Origin of the sequence: Pantoea sp. BAV 3049 (assembly GCF_009765445.1) — a bacterium.
In the GTDB taxonomy this organism is placed as follows: Bacteria; Pseudomonadota; Gammaproteobacteria; order Enterobacterales; family Enterobacteriaceae; genus Erwinia.
In genome coordinates, this window is record NZ_WHOY01000031.1 from 2,505,536 (window position 1) to 2,520,903 (window position 15,368).

14 protein-coding genes are annotated in these 15,368 nt (G+C 57.0%); 9 read left to right on the forward strand and 5 right to left on the reverse strand.

Going from position 1 to position 15,368, the window contains the following annotated elements; genetic code table 11:
* Nucleotides 1-9 precede the first annotated feature (9 nt).
* The 4 genes from tssM to GSQ70_RS12680 all read right to left on the reverse strand — a co-directional run bounded on the left by tssM (nucleotide 10) and on the right by GSQ70_RS12680 (nucleotide 5,120).
* Nucleotides 10-2,127 (reverse strand): type VI secretion system membrane subunit TssM, encoded by a 2,118-nt coding sequence (tssM, locus tag GSQ70_RS12665; protein ID WP_158782874.1) that lies wholly within the window; start codon nucleotides 2,125-2,127, stop codon nucleotides 10-12.
* Nucleotides 2,127-3,347 (reverse strand): type IVB secretion system protein IcmH/DotU, encoded by a 1,221-nt coding sequence (gene icmH / locus GSQ70_RS12670; RefSeq protein WP_158782875.1) that lies wholly within the window; start codon nucleotides 3,345-3,347, stop codon nucleotides 2,127-2,129. The genes tssM and icmH overlap by 1 nt, the downstream gene beginning before the upstream one ends.
* 38 nt (nucleotides 3,348-3,385) lie before the next feature.
* Nucleotides 3,386-3,904 (reverse strand): SH3 domain-containing protein, encoded by a 519-nt coding sequence (locus GSQ70_RS12675; protein WP_199257257.1) that lies wholly within the window; start codon nucleotides 3,902-3,904, stop codon nucleotides 3,386-3,388.
* A 424-nt stretch (nucleotides 3,905-4,328) separates the two neighbouring features.
* Entirely contained in the window at nucleotides 4,329-5,120 is a 792-nt protein-coding gene (locus GSQ70_RS12680; RefSeq protein WP_158782877.1) for a DeoR/GlpR family DNA-binding transcription regulator, read from the reverse strand.
* Nucleotides 5,121-5,477: 357 nt separating this feature from the next.
* Here GSQ70_RS12680 and GSQ70_RS12685 point away from each other — a divergent pair, with 357 nt between their 5' ends.
* From GSQ70_RS12685 to GSQ70_RS12725, 9 genes are all read left to right on the forward strand, one after another.
* A complete protein-coding gene (locus GSQ70_RS12685; protein ID WP_158785300.1) occupies nucleotides 5,478-6,284 on the forward strand; it encodes a transketolase in 807 nt (268 codons plus the stop codon).
* Nucleotides 6,284-7,201, forward strand: coding sequence for a transketolase family protein (locus GSQ70_RS12690; protein WP_158782878.1), 918 nt, complete (start codon nucleotides 6,284-6,286; stop codon nucleotides 7,199-7,201). Before GSQ70_RS12685 ends, GSQ70_RS12690 begins: the two co-directional genes overlap by 1 nt.
* Before the next feature lie 12 nt (nucleotides 7,202-7,213).
* Nucleotides 7,214-8,011 (forward strand): GolD/DthD family dehydrogenase, encoded by a 798-nt coding sequence (locus tag GSQ70_RS12695; protein WP_158782879.1) that lies wholly within the window; start codon nucleotides 7,214-7,216, stop codon nucleotides 8,009-8,011.
* 95 nt (nucleotides 8,012-8,106) lie between these two features.
* Entirely contained in the window at nucleotides 8,107-9,042 is a 936-nt protein-coding gene (locus GSQ70_RS12700) for a D-ribose ABC transporter substrate-binding protein (protein ID WP_158782880.1), read from the forward strand.
* A 54-nt stretch (nucleotides 9,043-9,096) separates the two neighbouring features.
* Nucleotides 9,097-9,708, forward strand: a complete 612-nt coding sequence (locus tag GSQ70_RS12705) for a DUF2291 family protein (RefSeq protein WP_158782881.1) — start codon at nucleotides 9,097-9,099, stop codon at nucleotides 9,706-9,708.
* 10 nt (nucleotides 9,709-9,718) lie between these two features.
* Complete coding sequence (locus tag GSQ70_RS12710; protein ID WP_158782882.1) at nucleotides 9,719-11,269, forward strand: sugar ABC transporter ATP-binding protein; 1,551 nt, start codon at nucleotides 9,719-9,721, stop codon at nucleotides 11,267-11,269.
* A gap of 36 nt (nucleotides 11,270-11,305) precedes the next feature.
* The gene (locus GSQ70_RS12715; RefSeq protein WP_158782883.1) at nucleotides 11,306-12,373 is read left to right on the forward strand and encodes an ABC transporter permease; all 1,068 of its coding nucleotides are present in this window, start codon (nucleotides 11,306-11,308) and stop codon (nucleotides 12,371-12,373) included.
* Nucleotides 12,366-13,901, forward strand: coding sequence for an FGGY family carbohydrate kinase (locus tag GSQ70_RS12720; protein ID WP_158782884.1), 1,536 nt, complete (start codon nucleotides 12,366-12,368; stop codon nucleotides 13,899-13,901). Before GSQ70_RS12715 ends, GSQ70_RS12720 begins: the two co-directional genes overlap by 8 nt.
* Nucleotides 13,891-14,688: an SDR family oxidoreductase gene (locus tag GSQ70_RS12725; protein WP_158782885.1), complete on the forward strand. Its 798-nt coding sequence runs from the start codon at nucleotides 13,891-13,893 to the stop codon at nucleotides 14,686-14,688. The genes GSQ70_RS12720 and GSQ70_RS12725 overlap by 11 nt, the downstream gene beginning before the upstream one ends.
* Before the next feature lie 60 nt (nucleotides 14,689-14,748).
* On the opposite strand, the gene GSQ70_RS12730 is transcribed toward GSQ70_RS12725, so the two are convergent.
* Nucleotides 14,749-15,306, reverse strand: a complete 558-nt coding sequence (locus GSQ70_RS12730; RefSeq protein ID WP_158782886.1) for a YbhB/YbcL family Raf kinase inhibitor-like protein — start codon at nucleotides 15,304-15,306, stop codon at nucleotides 14,749-14,751.
* Between the last annotated feature and the right edge of the window lie 62 nt (nucleotides 15,307-15,368).

Consider the following 15,368-nt stretch of genomic DNA (forward strand, 5'->3'; position numbering starts at 1 on the left):
CTCCTCGGGCTAGTAATCGTCGGACGAAGCCGATTCTTGTGCGGCCACCCCTGCCGTCATCGCCGGGGATTTTTGCCCCGTATTGTCCAGATTGATTGCCATCTTCATCATCATCAGCGCGTTATCCCTGGCGAACGGCGAGGTCTGGATTTGCCGATCCAGCAGCTGGCTGAGGTGCCAGTCAAGCTGCTGTAACTGGCGGGTGGTGACGTTGGCGGGCAGAGTGCGCTGCAGGTTTTGCATCACCCAGCCACGTAAGAATTCACCATCGTAACTGCGCGGCTGATAGAGCATCTGATAGGCGCGCAGGGCATTACGGCTGAATTCGCTGTCATCGCCCTTATCATTGCGCAGCGTGGCGGTAATATTCTGCGCCACGCGCGGCAACAGCAGAGTCTTCAGCGCATTCTGATAGAAGCCCCAGGCCGCGTCACTGACCTGATCGCCACGATACAGCCCTCCGCGCATGCTCAGCGGCGGGTCTTCCAGTGAAAAACTGTCGCTCTGCGGCAGCGCGACCAGGCTGTTTAAGAAGGGTAGCAGATCCAGAATATCGCCCTTATTATTCGCCGCCAGCTGCCGGGCCTGCTGCTCCACCGGCGCGAGGCGTGCCGATACCTGCTGCAGATAGTGCTGGTTTTTATAATAGCTGGTGGTCCATAAAAGTGCGGTAATCAGCAGCGCCACACCCATCGAAACATAACCCGCCCAGTGGAGTACGCGGTTGCGGTGCTCCCAGGAACGATCACTGCCGGCCAGGCCGCTTTCCTGGAAAATCATGTCGCTGAGCAATGATCGAATAAAGTAGCTCTGACCCTTATTCGCCGGGATCGGGGCGTTGCGGTTAACGGTATCCCAGCTGGCGATGGAGTGATCAACAGCCTGCGGCAGCTGAAGCTTGCGCGTCAGTTCACCCATAATCCGGTCGAAGGGCAGACCTTCCTGAGTACCGCTGGTGAAGAACAATCCGCGGGCTGACCACGGCATTTCGCCGTTTTCCGGTGAAAAGACTATATCGAGATATTCCGCCAGCAGCGGGCGCAATGAGGCAAATTCCTGCGGGAACAGGAAACAGTCGGCACGCTGGGTTAAATCACTCTCTTTCGCCATTTTCCCGGCCAGCTCTTCCTGCAGGCGTAGAGTCAGGTTGCTGAACTGCTGTTCAAAAAGGGTGTTCAGCGCGGGTTCACTGTTGCGGTCGGCTTCCCACGGGAAGCTGAAACCCCAGATACGGTCACGCTGGCTCTTGTCCAAAGTGGCGTAGTAGCTCATAAACCCTTTCAGCAGATCGGTTTTGGTGACCATGACATAGACCGGGAAGTGGATCCCGGTTTGCTGGTGCAGCTCGGCCATGCGCTGGCGTAGCGAGGTGGCCTGAGCGAAACGCGCTTCCGCTGAGTCGCTCAGCAGATCGGCCACGCTGAGGGTCATGATCACGCCATTAATCGGCTGGCGGGTGCGGTAGCGCTTGAGCAGGTTGATAAAAGTCTGCCATTCGCTGGCATCCCGGGCGCGAAGGCTCTCCTGCAGGGTGTAACGGCCTGCGGTATCCAGCAACACCGCCTCTTCAGTGATCCACCAGTCGCAATGACGTGTGCCGCCAACGCCGCGCAGGGCCGTTTTACCCATGCTGTCGCTGAGAGGGAAATCCAGTCCTGAATTGATCAACGCGGTGGTTTTACCTGCACCCGGTGCGCCGATAATCATGTACCACGGCAACTGATAGAGGTACTGGGCACTGAAACGCTGCAGCCAGCCGCGCTTTTTCTTTGTCTGGCGACCGGAAAATTGGATCTTCTTCAGCAGTATTGCTGCTTCGCTGAAGCGGGCGCTGAGCAGCTCTTCGGTAGCGGCCTGTTCAGCATGGTCCACGTTGTAACTCTGCAGATTATTCAGCAGCTTACTGTTAAACCACGCGCGGTAGAGTTGCGGGATCAGTTGAAAGACAATCCACAGGAAATAGCACAACCCGATGACGATCTGGCGATTAAGGTTGTTTTCCAGCCAGTGATAGTCGCTGAATGAGAACTGCGGGCCGATCATCCAGATCAGCGCGGAGAGGGCGGTAATTCCGAGGAAACCCCAGAGTAACCGGCTCAGGAGCACGGTCGTAAAAGTGGATGGCATCAGGATTTCCCCGCTTTACCGGCCGGCGCTTCTGGTGCCGGGAAGAGAATAATTTCAACCCTGCGATTTTGCGCCCGGTTTTCCCGGCTGTCATTCGGTAACAGCGGGCTGCTGTCCCCCCGACCTTCACTGCGGATCATATGGCCTGGCGTCTGCATCTGTTGCTGCATCAGGGTGCTGATACTGCGGGCCTGTGCCAACGAGAATTCATAGCTGGAAGCGAAGTGGGTTGAGCGCACGCGCTGGTTGTCAGTATAAACACTCACCAGGACGGTTCCCTTAATATTGTCCATAGCCGCAGAAACGCGGGTAATGATGGCGCGGCCCTCCGGAGTCAGATCGGTGCCGGAATCGCTGAACAGCTTGTCAGCAGCGACAATCACTTTGCTGCCGCTGGTGCCATCAGTCACGTCCAGCTGGCGTGCAGAGATCAAATCGTCCAGCCGCTGGCGGATGTCCAGCAGCGATCGGGTGGAAGGGCTGCGTTTGCCCAGTTCAAGTTTTGGTAACGGCGTCTGCCAGATTGAGCGCAACAGCGGCTCGGCGGAGTTGCCCAGCCGCCAGTTCAGGCCGGTGTAGATCAGGCAGGCAATAAATGCGGTAACGGTAATACAGGCCCAGAGCGGAACCGGCGGACGCCACAGGGTATTTTGCCCGGAAGGGGCCAGCGGTTGCGGCGGCGCTGGCGACTGCTGCACGCCACGGGTATCAATGATTAACTGGGCGAGGCGGGTACGCACCGAGTCGCGCTGAATACGGCCATGATCGACCGCCCGGTAACGTCCTTCATACCCCAGCAGCAGGCAGTAGTGGATCACTTCCAGCAACCAGAGATGTTGCCCCGGCGTCTGGGAAATGCGCGACAACAGCTGAAATACTTTTTCACCGCCCCAGCTTTCGTTATGGAAGGTGACCAGCAGCCCATTGCCGGACCAGACGCCGCGCGTTCCCCACGGGGTTTGTGCAGCGGCTTCATCCAGCGCACTGCACAGGCAGTAACGGGCACCGATAATGATATCGAAAGGTAAACCGGCCTGCTTGCTGCGGGTTTCAAACTGGCGGATCTCATCGACGAGCTGCTGACGCAGGCCGGCGGGATCGTCATGCGTTGCCGCCAGACGTATCTGCACAATGGCATTGAGCAATGGTGCAGCAGCGGCAAGTAACGGGTTCTCTTGGCTGACGGAGAGAGGCTTGTCAGCGGGGTATTCCGGGGTCATCAAACTTAACTGTCTCTGCTGTGTGGCAGCTGCCAGGCCTATTCAAGGATCCAGGTCGCTGTATCATTATTGCGACAGGCTTTGCTCTTTCCACCCACGTCAACGCAAACCTTCTTAGCGCTGCTGTTTTTACGTGCTCGCGGCCGATCGCCTTTGATAGTGGCATCGTAGAGTTCGGCTTTTACTCCGGCCTTGAAGGGGACATAGCCGATCAGCTGCTGTTGATCTGCTTCTGCCACAGCCAGCCAGTGGTTTTCCACCTCGCCAAGCACGGTGAACGGCTTGCCATTATCCAGGTAGCGGATAATTTTACCGCCAAAGTCAGGGCTGCTCATTACCGAGGCGTTATACAGCGCACGGTAAGTTTCATTAACCGGGTTGAAAGAGTTTGGTGCCTGTACTGCATGACGATGCGTCAGCTGTACACCATCCACTTCCGATGTGACGAGGGTGTCATCAGTAACCGGAGGCGGAGGTGCTTTACATCCGGCCAGGGTCAGTACTGCCAGCAGGGTTAACGCGATGCTTATTTTCACATTGATCCTCGTGAATATCATCAGTGAGTCTTATAGTCCACAAGCAAAATCCCACTCTTACGCAGAAGACCGGTTGGCCTCTGCGCATGAAAAATTATTCAGGTTTACAGAAAGATAAATATCCTGTCAGTCTACATGACGCTTTTGGGAATGGGAACCATTGCAGCGTGCGACTTTACATGTTAACGGCTGCCCCGCAGGTGACAAAGTAAGCGGTAAAGTTGACAGCGGGCTAATTTGATTAGGATTGATTATAGGGTTCGGGCCGATCCACCCTGACTGGCTTCAACCGGCCGCTTCCTGTGCGGAGATTTGGGACTTTAATGATTAGATTATCTGATGGGTTGCCCGGCGTGAAGAATTTATCAGGCACCGCTCTTTTCAGCCAAATCCCGGTCAGATGTGACAGTGTTTTTCTCACCCGGGCGGGCAAAGTGACAACGGATCACTCCGCAATCAGCACCTTCACCCCCAGCGCTTCAAAAGCCCTGACCGACTCCGGCGTGATGCCGCTGTCGGTGATCAGAAAATGGATATTGCTCCAGTCACAGGGCAGCGCAAACATCGACACTTTGTCTATCTTGCTGGAGTCGGCCACCACATAGACGGTGTTGGCGGAGTTAATCATCGCGCTTTTGACCTTGATATCCGTTTCGCTCGGGAAGCTCAGTCCCAGTCGGGGTGAAATACAGGCAGTGGCCAGGAACAACTTCTCCGCCAGCACGTTTTCGAAAAAGCTGGCTGCCTTTTCACCGGAAGTGGAAAGCGTGGGGAATTTAAACGTCCCGCCAGTCAGCAGAATGTTAATCCCCGGTTCGCCGCCCAGCATCAGCGCAATATTCACCGCGGTGGTGACCACCGACAATTTACGGATATGGGTAATATGTTGGGCAATCGCCGTGGTGGTGGTGCCGGAATCGAAAATGATCGTGTCACCATTTTCGATATGCTGGGCAGCCAGTTTGCCGATGGCATCCTTTTCATTCAGATGAGTTTGCCGTTCCAGCAGCAGCGCACCGGTATTCTGCTTGCCGGTCATCAGGGTGGCACCGCCATGATAACGTTGCACATATCCCTCTTTCTGCAGCATACGCAGATCGGTACGGATGGTCGCTTCTGTCAGGTTAAAGGCTTCAGTCAGCATTTTGACTGTGACCGTGCCGTCCTCGCGGATCATCTCAAGGATTTTCTCACGGCGCTGCTGCATATCCGCCAGTTGTTCATTTTTGCTTTTCAACCGAAACACTCCCTTCACCTGAGGATCGGGCTTCAACCCCCGTCGGCCCTGTTGTTATGGCAAATATTACCCCTCGTTCAGACCGAATGCGAGTATCCCTCCCGGTGATTTTTTATTTTCGAACGAAAATGAATTTTAGGGTGGTTGTTGATAAATCACGTTTTTTTCCGCGATTCAGCGATGAATTCCCTGTTTATGTGCAGTCAAGTCCATATTTCAATGAGTTATATTTTCGAATGGCTTTTGTTTGAAATTTGATCTGCGGCACAAAATGCCATAAAACGATAGCTTATATTTTTATTCGAAAATGAATGAGCCGCTATCCGCTACGCGGCATGACGATGAGCTGAGGTAATGATGGACTTTCAGGCAATCAAACAGACAGCGCGGCAGGCCCGGCGCTATGTTCTGCAAATGAATCATCGGGCTGGGAAAGGCCACACGGGGGCCGATCTTTCTGAAGTGGACATCATTTGCACATTATTTATGGGCGTGATGGACCGGGGAACCGAACGGCCGGATCAGGATCGCTTCATTCTGTCGAAAGGCCATGGCGCGGGCGGCCTGTACTGCAGCGCAGCGGCAATGGGCATGATTTCGCCTGAGATCCTCGACCAGTTTATGGGCGACGATACACTGCTGGCCGGGCACCCGGTACGCCAGAAATTACCGGAGCTGGTGGAAATTAACTCCGGCGGTCTGGGGCACGGTCTGCCGATCGGCGTAGGCCTGGCGCTGGGCAACAAACTTTCCGGTCTCGGCCACCGCCGCGCTTTCGTGTTGCTGGGTGACGGTGAACTGGCGGAAGGTTCCAACTGGGAAGCGGCAATGTCCGCCAGCAAATTCAAACTCGATAACCTGATCGCCATCGTCGACCGTAATCGTCTGCAGCTGGCGGGCAAAACCGAAGACATCATGCCGCTGGAGCCGCTGGCGGACAAATGGCTGGCATTCGGTTTCGAAGTGCTGGAGTGCGACGGCCACGATCCGCAGGCAATCGCTGACGCGGTGAACCAGCCTTCCGCCGGCAAACCACGGGTGATCCTCGCCAACACTGAAAAAGGGCACGGTATCTCCTTTATGGCCAATGTCCCGGCCTGGCACCACTCTGTACCCAATGATGAGCAGCTGGCCCTGGGGCTGGCAGAGCTGGAGGAAGACTGATGCAAGACTTACGCGACGCTGTAATCGCCACGCTGGTGGACGAGCAGGGCAAAGGCGCTAACCTCAGCGTGATGGTGGCGGACTCCACGTCCACCTCGAAAATTGCCCCATTTGAGAAGGCTTACCCTGAGCGGGTGGTTAACGTGGGCATTGCCGAACAGAATATGGTTGGCATGGCGGCAGGAATGGCCCTGAGCGGCCGCACGGTATTTACCGCCAATGCGGCACCGTTTCTGTTTGCCCGATCTAACGAGCAGGTGAAGAACGACATCTGCTACACCGAAACCAACGTGAAAATGCTGGGCCTGAACGCGGGTTTCGCCTACGGCCCCCTCGGGGCGACACACCACTGCACCAACGATATTGCTATCGCCCGGACCTTCGGCAACCTGCAAATCTTCGCGCCGGCTGATGCGGTGCAGGCCAGCGCCATTGCCCGCTATGCTATTCAGCATCCTGGCCCGGTTTATATCCGTATGGACAGTGACAAAGTGCCGGTACTGCACGACGAGAACTATCAATTTGTGCCGGGCAAACCCGAAGTCCTGCAGCAGGGGCAGGAGACAGTGGTGTTCTGCATGGGCACGCTGGCCCACGAGGCACTCGCTGCCAAAGACGACAGCATTACCATCGTATCACTGCCTTCTCTGTGGCCGCTGGATGAAGCTGCCGTGGTGAAGTTGATCGCCAGCCATCAGCAGGTGATCACCATGGAAGAACACACCCTGAGCGGCGGGCTGGGCAGCATTATTGGCGAGATACTGCACAAGCACGGTCTGCGCCAGCGCTTCACTCCGCTGGGTATTCCCGCTAACGAATTTACCCACAGCAGCAGCCGTGCGGCCCTGCGCAGCCAGTTCCGCATCGATGCGGAAGGCCTGCGGACCACGCTGCAACACGTTGTTGCTGCAGCCTGAGGAGAGCCACCAATGAGCAATGAATATGACGTCAGCCTGCGTTACGGCGTGGAAAGCAATACGGACCTGAGTGGCAAAGTGGCAGTAGTCACCGGTGGTCTGGGCGGTATCGCCATGGCCAGCAATGAGATGCTGCTGGCGAAAGGTGCGAAGCTGGCGCTGCTGTACCCGGCCTTTGAACACGGCAAAGTGAGTGACGTGGCCGGGCAATTTGATGCCGATCGTGTGCAATTTGTTGAGTGTGATGTGACCGATCCCGCATCTGTGGAAAAAGCCTTCGCGGCAGTGGAGGCGCATTACGGCCGGATTGATATCCTGGTGAACTGCGCAGGTTACGTGATGTTGCAGCCGGTGCTGGAAACCGAGTTCAGCGAGTGGGAAAAGCAGGTCGCGGTGAACCTCACCGGGCCATTTCTATGCTCGCAGGCTGCTGCCAGGCGCATGGTGAAAGCAGGCAAGGGCGGCAAAATTATCAATATCGCCTCGCAGGCGGCCTCCATCGCCATCGATAACCATGTGGCCTACACCTCAGCCAAAGCCGGTCTGCTGGGCATGACCAAAGTGATGGCGAAAGAGTTCGCCCCGCACAAAATTAACGTTAACACGCTGTCGCCAACCGTGGTGCTGACGCCGATGGGCGAAAAAGCCTGGCGGGGTGAGAAGGGCGAAGCGATGAAGAAACTGATCCCACTTGGCCGCTTTGCTTATACCGATGAAATCGCCGCTGCGGTGCTGTTCTTCGCCGGTAACGGCAGCGACATGATTACCGGCGCCGATCTGATGATCGATGGCGGATTTACCATTTGGTAATACTGCGCCCAGACCAGAGAAGAGTTGTACGACAAACGCAATACCCTACATAAAAAACCATAACGCTGTACCTACAATATTGAGAGAACATCATTATGAACATGCGTTTAACAGTATTAGCCGTTGCCACAGCCTGCACATTTTCTCACGCTGCACTGGCTGCCGATAAGGGCACCATTATGATCATGGTGAACTCGCTGGATAACCCTTATTACGCCTCAGAAGCGAAAGGGGCGAACATGAAAGCGCAGGAGCTGGGATATAAAACTTCTGTGCTTTCCCACGGCGAAGACGTGAAAAAGCAGAGCGAGCTGATCGATGCGGCTATTGGCAAAAAAGTGCAGGGTATTATTCTCGATAACGCCGACTCCACCGCCAGCGTCGCAGCGATTCAGAAAGCCAAAGATGCCGGTATTCCGGTGGTACTGATCAACCGCGAAATTCCGGTTGATAACGTTGCGCTGGAGCAAATCACCCACAATAACTTCCAGGCTGGTTCCGACGTCGCCAACGTTTTCGTCGAGAAAATGGGCGAAAAGGGCAAATACGCCGAGCTGACCTGCAATCTTGCAGATAACAACTGCGTGACCCGTTCCAAATCTTTTCACCAGGTGCTTGATCAGTATCCGGACCTGAAAAGCGTGGCGAAACAGGATGCCAAAGGCACGCTGATCGATGGCAAACGCATTATGGACAGCATTCTGCAGGCTCACCCGGATGTGAAAGGGGTGATCTGCGGCAACGGTCCGGTAGCGCTGGGTGCCATTGCCGCGCTGAAGGCAGCCAACCGTAGCGACGTGATCGTGGTCGGCATCGACGGCAGTAACGATGAACGTGACGCGGTGAAAGCCGGTTCGCTGAAGGCTACCGTGATGCTGCAGGCTCAGGCTATTGCCGCGCAGGGCGTAACCGACCTCGACAACTTTATCCAGAAAGGCACCAAACCCGAGAAGCAGCGCGTGATGTTCCGCGGCATTCTGATTGGGCCGGATAACGCCTCTAAGGTGCAGGATTTCAATTACAAATCGTAGTTGGTGTTGTCGTGATACTGCTGCGCCCCTGCGGGGGCGCAAAGGAGAGAAAGTATGTCCAGGCGAGTCTGGCTGGCAATCGCGGTACTGGCCCTGGGGGGCTGCCGTATTGTGTCACAACAGGAATTAGCCGACCTGAAAAATCCGCCTAATCCCAAAATGGCGAATATCGCCAGCACTTACCAGCACGCGATTGTGCCGCAGGTGCTTAACGACGCCAAACCGCTGGGCGAGGTGATGAAGGATCTGGCCGCCGCAAAAGATTTCGACAGCGCCTGTAAACAGTTTGGCTATCGCAGCCAGGAAGAGAATCCCTGCGTATTCACCGTCAAAGTGAACGGCACAGTCGCCAGCGTCAACACCACATCCCGCAGCGGAAAGATGACGGTGAAAGATGCCAGCGGCCAGGATGTGGCCGTGCAGATTGGCCCCATTATTCGCGGTACCGCGCTGCGAGACGTTTATAAAGGCGTGAGCTATCAGGACTTTAATGACCAGGTGATGTTTGGCGACTACGGCAAGGCGATTAACACCCTGGCCTCGAATGAGGTGATCAAGCTGCAGCCGAAAGTCGGCGACCGGGTGGAAGTTGACGGCGTGTTCAGCAGTTGGGACGTACCGCAAACCGCTCCGGATATCACCCCGGCCCGTGTCGTTCGTCAATGAGGAGTGCACCATGGCGCACAGTGAAGCAGATGTCCTGCAGCCAGCCAGCGAACAGTCCGAAGTCATTATAGAGACACGTAATGTGTCGCGCATTTACCCCGGCGTCACCGCGCTGGACCAGGTGGATTACCGCGTGTATCGCAACAAGGTCAACGTGCTTATCGGCGAAAATGGCGCGGGCAAATCAACCATGATGAAAATGCTGGCCGGGGTGGAAGTGCCGTCCTCGGGCCAGATCCTGCTGGATGGGGAACCGGTCACGCTGGGGTCAACACAGCAGGCGGAAAAGCACGGGATCAGCATTATTTTCCAGGAGCTGAACCTGTTTCCCAACATGAACGTGATGGACAACATCTTTATCGGCAACGAGTTTTTCCAGCGTGGCGTGATTAACGAAAAGTACCAGTACCAGCTGGCAAAGGCGCTGCTGGAGAGGCTGGAGCTGGACGTGGATCCTTACGCCTCGCTGGGAGAGCTGGGCATCGGCCATCAGCAACTGGTGGAGATTGCCCGGGCGCTGTCCAAAGACACCCGCGTGCTGATTATGGATGAGCCCACCTCGGCGCTCAGCCAGTCCGAAGTGAAGGTGCTGTTTAACGTCATTGCCGCACTAAAGCGCCGTGGCGTTACCATCATTTATATCTCTCACCGGCTGGAAGAGCTGATGGAAATTGGTGACCACATTACCATTTTCCGCGACGGCAAGTTTATCAGCGAGCGTGAAGTCCGTGATGCCAGCGTGCCGTGGATTATTGAGCAGATGGTCGGTGACAAGAAAAAACACTTCGATTATCAGGCTGCGGTTCAGGGCGAGGAAATGCTGGCAGTCGACGGGTTGACCGCGCTGGCTCAGAACGGCGGATACAAGCTTAATGATGTCTCCTTCCGGCTGCGTAAAGGCGAAGTGGTGGGGATTTACGGTCTGCTGGGGGCGGGGCGTACCGAACTGTTCAAGGGCCTGATTGGCCTGATGCACTGCCAGAGCGGCAGCGTAACGCTGAACGGTGAGTCGCTGGATAAACGCAACTTCCAGCAGCGCCTGAAGCGTGGGATCGCGCTGGTGCCGGAAGACCGCAAGGGCGAGGGCGTGGTGGAGCTGATGTCGATCAAAACCAATATGACGCTCAGCGACCTCAGCCTGCGAGGGTTTCGCCGGGCGCTGAACATGCTGCGGCCACAGCAAGAAGAGACGCGGGTCAATGAGATGATCCAGCGGCTGGCTATCAAGGTCAGCGATGCCGAACTGCCGATCACTTCCCTGAGCGGCGGCAATCAGCAGAAGGTGGTGCTGGGCAAGGCGCTGATGACCAGCCCGGAAGTGGTGCTGCTCGACGAACCGACGCGCGGTATTGATGTCGGGGCGAAAACGGACGTTTACCACCTGATTGGCACCATGGCACAGCAGGGGCTGGCAGTGATGTTTTCGTCGTCGGAGCTGGATGAGGTGATGGCGCTGGCCGACCGCATTCTGGTGATGGCCGACGGCAAAATCACCGCCGACTTATCCCGGGCCGAGGCAACGCGCGAAAGGTTGATCACCGCCTCCACTCCCCACGAATAATTTGCCGATGCCGCCTCTGGCGTTGAGGAAAACAGTATGAATCAGAAATACCTGCTCTATATGTACTTGCTGAAGGCCCGAACCTTTATTGCGCTGTTAATCGTGATTGGCTTTTTCAGCGTGATGGTGCCGAATTTTTTAACACCCTCTAACCTGCTGATCATGACCCAGCACGTGGCGATCACCGGGCTGCTGGCTATTGGTATGACGCTGGTGATCCTGACCGGCGGTATTGACCTGTCGGTCGGCGCGGTCGCCGGGATCTGCGGCATGGTTGCCGGGGCGTTACTGACTAACGGGGTACCGATCTGGGGCGGTGAGGTGCTGTTCCTCAACGTGCCGGAAGTTATCCTGGTCGTCGCCGTCTTCGGTGTGATTGTCGGCCTGATCAACGGTGCGGTGATCACCCGTCTGGGTGTGGCACCGTTTATCTGTACGCTCGGCATGATGTATGTGGCGCGCGGCGCGGCACTGTTGTTCAACGACGGCAGTACCTACGCCAACCTGGTAGGGATGCCGCAACTGGGTAACACCGGATTCGCCATTCTCGGCTCCGGTACCATCCTCGGTGTTTACATCCCGATCTGGCTGATGGTCGGCTTCCTGTTGCTGGGTCTGTATATCACCCGCAAAACCCCGCTGGGCCGCTATATCTACGCCAGCGGCGGTAACGAGTCAGCCGCCCGGCTGGCCGGTGTGCCGATTATCAAAGTGAAAATTTTCGTTTATGCCTTCTCCGGTCTCTGTGCCGGTCTGGTTGGGCTGGTGGTGGCTTCACAGCTGCAAACTGCGCACCCGATGACCGGTAACATGTTTGAGATGGATGCCATCGGCGCAACCGTGCTGGGTGGTACGGCGCTGGCGGGTGGTCGCGGACGTGTGTCCGGCTCGATTATCGGTGCCTTCGTGATCGTCTTCCTCGCCGACGGCATGGTGATGATGGGCGTCAGCGACTTCTGGCAGATGGTGATTAAAGGCCTGGTGATCGTCACCGCCGTGGTTATTGACCAGTTCCAGCAGCGTTTGCAGAGCAAAGTGGTGCTGATGCGTCGTCATGAAAAAAAGCAGGCGGCCGCGCCGCTGTCTGAGGTGAGTCATGGCTAGAGAGCTGATTATCGCCCTCGACGAAGGGACAAGTAACGTCAAAGCGGTGGCAATTGATGCCCGCGGGCAGGTGGTCAGTAAGGCGTCCCGGCCGCTGACGGTGGAGACACCGCAGTCTGGCTGGGTGGAACAGGATGGCAGGGTGCTGCTGAGTGCTTCCCTGACGGTGATCCGCGAAGTGGTTGACCACGTCGGAGAGAACCGCATCGCGGCTTTGGCAATCAGTAACCAGCGGGAAACGGCGATGGGCTGGGAGCGGGCAACCGGCCAGCCTGTGGCCCCGGCGCTGACCTGGCAGTGTTCGCGCTCCGCGGCATTTTGCGAACAGTTGCGGCGCGATCAGCAGGACGAGCTGATCCGCTCGGTGACTGGTCTGCCGATTGCTCCGCTTTTTTCCGGTTCGAAAATGCGCTGGCTACTGGATAACACCGCCAACGGTATTGAGCGGGCGGTCAACGGTGAGATTTGCCTCGGTACGATTGATGCCTGGCTGTTATGGCACTTTACCGGCGGCAAGCAGTTCCGCTGCGACACCTCGAATGCCGCCCGCACCCAACTGCTGAACCTGCAGACCGGCGACTGGGATGAGGCAATGCTGGCGCTGTTTGGCATTCCTCGCGTGGCGTTGCCGGAGATCCGTCCTTCCAGCGGCCTGTTCGGCACCACTCGTGGGCTGAGCGGTATCCCGGATGGTCTGCCGGTGATGGCGATGATCGGCGATTCCCACGCCGCGCTTTACGGCCACGGGCTGGGCGCGCCGGGGGGCGTAAAGGCCACCTATGGCACCGGTTCGTCGGTAATGGCACCTTTGCTCACGCCAGATACCAGCATTACTGAACTGGCGACCACCGTGGCCTGGCATGACGGCCAGCAGCTGGTTTACGGGCTGGAAGGCAATATCCCGCACACCGGCGACGGCGTGGCGTGGATGGCGCAGGCGACCGGCTTAACCGACGGCAAAGGTCAGGTGCTGAGCCGGGCACTGCATGAACTGCCCGCCAGTATCGACTCCACGCTCGGCGTTTACTTTGTGCCCGCGTTGACCGGCACCGGTGCCCCCTGGTGGGACGATCAGGCGCGCGGTGTGGTCTGCGGCCTGAGCCGTGGCGTGACGCCGGCCCATCTGATCCGGGCCTCGCTGGAGGCGATTGCCTACCAGATTGGCGACGTCATCAATGCCATGCGTCAGCATCCGGGGTTCCAGCTGGCGACGTTGATGGTGGACGGCGGCCCGACGCAGAACCCGTGGCTGATGCAGTTCCAGGCCGATCTGCTGGGTGTTCCGGTCGCCCGCAGCACCACGCCGGAACTCTCCGCCCTCGGAGCCGGACTGCTTGCACGCCGGGCGCTGGAGCAGTTAAAAGACCAGCAATTGTTATCGCTGTTGCCAGAGCACGATCGGTGGCTGCCCGACGAGGTCCGCCATCACTTATTGCAGCACGCCTGGCAGGGCTGGCGCGACGCGGTTCAGCGGACGCTCTGGCAGCCAGGCACTCAGACAACGAAGGGAGCACAGTATGAATCGTAATTTCCAGGGGAAAACCGTGGTGATCACCGGTGCCTGTCGCGGGATTGGTGCCGGGATCGCAGAACGCTTCGCCAGTGATGGCGCGCAGCTGGTAATGGTATCCAACGCGAAACGGGTGTTTGAAACCGCCGAAAAGCTGAAGAGCGCTTACGGTAGTGACATTCTGGCGCTGCAGGTTGATGTGACCGATGAAGGTCAGGTGCAGGATCTTTATCGTCAGGCCGCAGAGCGTTTCGGCACCATTGATGTTTCCATTCAGAATGCCGGAGTGATCACCATCGACTACTTCGACAAAATGCCGAAGTCAGACTTCGATAAAATCCTCGCCGTCAATACCACCGGCGTGTGGCTGTGCTGCCGTGAAGCGGCAAAATATATGGTGAAGCAGCAGTACGGCAGCCTGATCAATACCTCTTCCGGTCAGGGACGTCAGGGCTTTATCTACACGCCACATTATGCGGCCAGTAAAATGGGCGTTATCGGCATTACCCAGAGCCTGTCGCAGGAGCTGGCCCCCTGGAACATCACCGTGAACGCTTTCTGTCCGGGTATTATTGAAAGCGAGATGTGGGATTATAACGACCGCGTGTGGGGCGAAATCCTCAGCAGCGAGGAGAAGAAGTATGGCAAAGGGGAGCTGATGGCGGAGTGGGTGAAGGGGATCCCGCTGAAGCGCGCCGGGCAGCCGCAGGATGTCGCCGGGCTGGTGGCGTTCCTCGCGTCCGATGATGCCCGTTACATCACCGGACAAACCATTAACGTCGACGGTGGCCTGATCATGTCCTGATCGACCACCGATCAAAGTAAACCGTCAAACGCTGACGTCAGGCATGCTTATGCGCTGACGTCAGTCGTTACTGAACCGACCAATCAGTCCGGCCGCACCCAGCGTATGGCCTTTTAGCTGTTTGAGTAACTCATCGCGCGTCAGTCCGGGCTTCAGGCTGTTCACCGGAAGATCGGTGGCAATCAGCGTGAAGTTATAGTGATGCTGGCCACTGCCTGCAGGCGGGCAGGGACCGTAATAACGGAATGTTCCGGGACTGTTTTTGCCGCCGGTATAACCTTTTCCGTCCGTCAGCTCACCCTGAGCAAAATTGTTACGCTGCGCCGGAATGTTATAAGCCACAAAGTGGTTCACTCCCAGACCTTTCGCTCCCATCGGGTCGACAATCGTCAGTGCGTAACTCTTCGTGCCGATCGGAGGGGAAGTCCAGCCTAAAGCGGGTGAGACGTTCTCACCGGTACAGCTGGGATTGCCTTTCGCCGCACCGGCAAACTTTGTTGCCAGCACATCGTTATCGTTAAAATCAGGCGAACTCAGGCTGAACACGGGCACCTGCGCTGCGCTGGTGGCAGCAGAAACGCCCATTAGCAGCGCCACAGAGAGCAGGGTTTTCTTCATTGGAACCTTCCTGTTAAAAGGGATGCAGGCAAAGTCTGGTTGATAATTACGCGATGCGCCAG

What these genes read in the sequence shown, in the direction of transcription:
- GSQ70_RS12710 (WP_158782882.1), top strand. Translation starts at nt 9,719, where the DNA reads ATGGCGCACAGTGAAGCAGATGTCCTGCAGCCAGCCAGCGAACAGTCC.
- GSQ70_RS12715 (WP_158782883.1), top strand. Translation starts at nt 11,306, where the DNA reads ATGAATCAGAAATACCTGCTCTATATGTACTTGCTGAAGGCCCGAACC.
- GSQ70_RS12675 (WP_199257257.1), bottom strand. Translation starts at nt 3,904, where the DNA reads ATGATATTCACGAGGATCAATGTGAAAATAAGCATCGCGTTAACCCTG.
- GSQ70_RS12690 (WP_158782878.1), top strand. Translation starts at nt 6,284, where the DNA reads ATGCAAGACTTACGCGACGCTGTAATCGCCACGCTGGTGGACGAGCAG.
- GSQ70_RS12720 (WP_158782884.1), top strand. Translation starts at nt 12,366, where the DNA reads ATGGCTAGAGAGCTGATTATCGCCCTCGACGAAGGGACAAGTAACGTC.
- GSQ70_RS12695 (WP_158782879.1), top strand. Translation starts at nt 7,214, where the DNA reads ATGAGCAATGAATATGACGTCAGCCTGCGTTACGGCGTGGAAAGCAAT.
- GSQ70_RS12725 (WP_158782885.1), top strand. Translation starts at nt 13,891, where the DNA reads ATGAATCGTAATTTCCAGGGGAAAACCGTGGTGATCACCGGTGCCTGT.
- icmH (WP_158782875.1), bottom strand. Translation starts at nt 3,347, where the DNA reads ATGACCCCGGAATACCCCGCTGACAAGCCTCTCTCCGTCAGCCAAGAG.
- GSQ70_RS12700 (WP_158782880.1), top strand. Translation starts at nt 8,107, where the DNA reads ATGAACATGCGTTTAACAGTATTAGCCGTTGCCACAGCCTGCACATTT.
- GSQ70_RS12705 (WP_158782881.1), top strand. Translation starts at nt 9,097, where the DNA reads ATGTCCAGGCGAGTCTGGCTGGCAATCGCGGTACTGGCCCTGGGGGGC.
- tssM (WP_158782874.1), bottom strand. Translation starts at nt 2,127, where the DNA reads ATGCCATCCACTTTTACGACCGTGCTCCTGAGCCGGTTACTCTGGGGT.
- GSQ70_RS12685 (WP_158785300.1), top strand. Translation starts at nt 5,478, where the DNA reads ATGGACTTTCAGGCAATCAAACAGACAGCGCGGCAGGCCCGGCGCTAT.
- GSQ70_RS12730 (WP_158782886.1), bottom strand. Translation starts at nt 15,306, where the DNA reads ATGAAGAAAACCCTGCTCTCTGTGGCGCTGCTAATGGGCGTTTCTGCT.